Source organism: Gilliamella sp. Fer4-1 (assembly GCF_001690515.1).
Lineage (GTDB): Bacteria > Pseudomonadota > Gammaproteobacteria > Enterobacterales > Orbaceae > Gilliamella > Gilliamella apicola_C.
The window spans coordinates 1-3,613 of the sequence record NZ_LZGZ01000182.1 but is presented as its reverse complement, the minus strand read 5'-3'; the positions used below and the strand labels follow the sequence as shown (position 1 = coordinate 3,613).

At 37.0% G+C, this 3,613-nt stretch carries 2 protein-coding genes; both read right to left on the bottom strand.

All coding sequences use genetic code 11. The annotated features are described in order from the left end of the window. Positions 1-343 precede the first annotated feature (343 nt). Positions 344-2,359 (bottom strand): DNA helicase Rep, encoded by a 2,016-nt coding sequence (rep, locus tag A9G30_RS06225; protein ID WP_065582724.1) that lies wholly within the window; start codon positions 2,357-2,359, stop codon positions 344-346. 131 nt (positions 2,360-2,490) lie between these two features. Further along, positions 2,491-3,453 carry a tRNA dihydrouridine(20/20a) synthase DusA gene (gene dusA, locus A9G30_RS06220; RefSeq protein ID WP_065588395.1) on the bottom strand — a complete coding sequence of 321 codons (963 nt, stop codon included), beginning with the start codon at positions 3,451-3,453 and terminating at the stop codon, positions 2,491-2,493. Positions 3,454-3,613: the final 160 nt, after the last annotated feature.

Below are 3,613 nucleotides of genomic sequence, written 5' to 3'. Positions count from 1 at the left end.
AGTTAAATAGGTTTCAACTAACCAATTAATATAATTGGTGATATTCAGTTGTTCTTCTAGCTTATCTTTTGACAAATCCGCAATAAGTTTAGGATCAGTAAATTGACTGAGTATTTCTTTCCCTGTTACTGTATCAAGCCTTGGTAAGTTTTTTTCGGCTTGAAATTTTTTAAGCAAGGTAAAAAATCGCAGGTTATAAGTTTTAGACTTTAACTCTGTCGCATTGGCAAAGCAGCAGGTAAAAATTAAAATAGCTGTAATGATAAACTTTATCGTTTATTGTTCCTTAGATAATAATGATTTTTAATTATTTAGTTATTTAATTTTGATTATTGACCGTTGATTATTTCGCTTTGGCTATTTGCGCCTTTAACATCGCTAACCGACTTTGGCCTTGTTGCATTTTTTTTTCGGGTGATAATGCATTACGCTGATCTTGCCAGGCTAAGTCGTCTTGTGGTAGCTCTAATAAAAATCGGCTCGGTTCAACTTGCAGCGTTTCGCCAAATTGTTTTCGTTGCCGACTAAATGAAAAGGTGAGTTCACGTTGTGCTCGCGTAATACCGACATAGGCTAAACGTCGTTCTTCTTCGATATTATCTTCATCAATACTGGTTTGGTGGGGTAATAAGCCTTCAGACATGCCGATCAAATAAACATAAGGAAATTCCAATCCTTTAGAGGCATGCAATGTCATGAGTTGAACCTGATCGAGCTCTTCTTCAGTCTCGTTACGTTCTAACATATCACGCAGGGTAAATCTGGCAACTGCTTGCTCAAGCGTCATCGCTTCATCAATATCATCGCCTTGTAACATATCATTTAACCAACTAATCAACTGTTCAACATTGCGCATGCGCATTTGCCCTGCTGCTGGTGATGCGGATGTCTCATAAATCCAACTTTCATAATGAATGCCATGCAGTAGTTCATAAATAGCATTCATGGGTTCTGTATGTGTTTTTTGAATAAGTGTATCAAACCAGTGAATGAAAACTTGTAATGATTCCATGCGTTTGCCAGATAGAAACTCGGTCAAGCCCATATCATGGCTTGCTTGGTATAAACTCACTCCTCGCTGATTAGCCCATTCGCCCAGTTTTTGAATGGTTGCAGGACCTATTTCTCGTTTGGGTGTGTTAATGATGCGAATAAAGGCATTATCATCATCAGGATTAGTTAATAAACGCAAATAGGCCATCAAGTCCTTAATTTCAATTCTCGAAAAAAACGATGTACCACCAGAGATTCGATATGGCACTCGGTATTGCATTAACATTTTTTCAATCAGTCTTGCCTGATGATTGCCACGATATAATATGGCATATTGGCCATATTGGCTGTTATTAGCAAAGCGATGGCCAATAAGGTCATTAATCACTTTTTCGGCTTCGTGCTCTTCACTATCGGCAGAAATAACTTTTAATACGTCACCATAACCCAGTTCGGAAAACAGTTTTTTTTCAAAAATATGTGGATTATTTTCAATTAAAATATTTGCTACTTTTAAAATTCGACCTGATGATCGGTAATTTTGTTCTAGTTTAATCACTTCTAAATGGGAGAAGTCTTGTTTGAGTAATACTAAATTTTTTGGTCTTGCGCCACGCCAAGAATAGATAGATTGATCGTCATCACCAACAACGGTAAATTTAGCTCGGCTACCAACCAGCAATTTGATAAATTCATATTGGCTTGTATTGGTATCTTGATATTCATCAACCAATAAATAACGCACTTTATTTTGCCACTTTTCCCGCACTTGTTCGTTATTTTTTAATAGCAGTGTGGGCATTAAAATCAGATCATCAAAGTCTAAAATACTGCATGCTTTTAGCTGTTTTTCATAAAGCAGGTAACAATGGGCAAATAGCTTTTCTTTGTTGGTTTGCGCTCGGGCCATAGCAAGAGTGGAGTCAACAATATCATTTTTCCAATTTGAGATTGTTGCACGTAACTGATTTATCAGATCCTTATCACCCTCTAACCATTGATGAGTCAGCTCTTTAAGTAGCGCTATTTGATCATGATCATCAAATAATGAAAAGTTAGATTTTATACCTAAATGCTTGTACTCTCGGCGAATAATATCTAATCCTAGAGTATGAAATGTGGAAATTTTCAGCCCTCTGGCCTCTTGTTTACTAAGCGATTGGGCAATACGTTCTTTCATTTCACGTGCTGCTTTATTAGTAAAAGTTACTGCGACAATATGACGGGGTAAATATTCTTTCACCCGAATTAAATAGGCAATTTTATTGATGATAACCCGCGTCTTTCCTGATCCTGCCCCCGCTAAAACAAGGCAAGGACCTGAAACATATTCGACCGCTTTTTGTTGACTTGAATTTAAACGCACTAGATAAAAACCATTAGAGAAATTGTGGGCTAGTATATAACGATACACTAACTGCGTGCAATTGTTGTCATTATAAGCGAATATAATGACAATTTTAGGAAAACCATTCTATAAAAACTATTCGATAAAAACTATTCTATAAACATTAAAGCTTGTTCTACCACATCGACTCCAGCTCCTTTTTTGTGCGCATTTTCGCTAAGATAACGTCGCCATTGTCTTGCACCTTTACACCCATTAAAGAGGCCTAAAGTGTGACGCATAATGTGGTTAAGCTGAGCACCTTGTGCTAACTGCTGTTCAATGTAAGGATAAAGAGCACGAATAGCCAATATCGGGGCGATGACAGAGGGCTTTTCACCAAAAATTTTCGAATCGATTTCAGTCAATAACCAAGGGTTTTGATATGCTTCTCGCCCTACCATTACGCCATCAACATATTGTAAGTGGTGTTTTATTTCATCCATTGTTTTTATACCACCGTTGATAGCTATGGTTAAATGAGGATAATCTTGTTTTAGCTTATAAACACGGTCGTAGTCAAGCGGTGGCACTTCACGATTCTCTTTAGGACTTAATCCCGATAACCAGGCTTTACGCGCATGTACAATGAATGTATTAGTATAAGGCATCACCTTTTCAATAAACTGGCACAAAAAAGCATAGCTATCAAAATCATCAATGCCAATTCGGGTTTTTACTGTGACTGGAATACCAACTTGATCTTGCATTTGTGCAACACAGTCTGCAACTAAATCAGCTTTTCCCATTAAACAAGCACCAAACATGCCATTTTGTACACGATCGGATGGACAACCCACATTTAAATTGATTTCGTCATAACCACGCTCTTGTGCTAATTTCGCACATTGCGCTAACGCTTTTGGATCACTCCCGCCTAATTGTAAGCAGACTGGGTGCTCTTCATGATTAAACGCTAAATAATCGCCTTTACCGAATAAAATTGCCCCTGTTGTTACCATTTCGGTATACAGCAATGTTTGCTTAGTTAAAATTCGATGAAAATAGCGACAATGCTTATCGGTCCAATCCAGCATAGGAGCAATGGAAAATTTGTTAAGAGTTGAATTCATTGATACACCAATGTTTATAGCAGCTTTTATTAATTATCTCAAAAGGTTATTTTTGCCTATTTTGATATATTTTTTCATTATTAAACTCCCACGCCAATAGGAAGAATAATTTAAAGCAAATAATTTAAGGCTTATTGTATCATAGATAAACCTGTCCGTG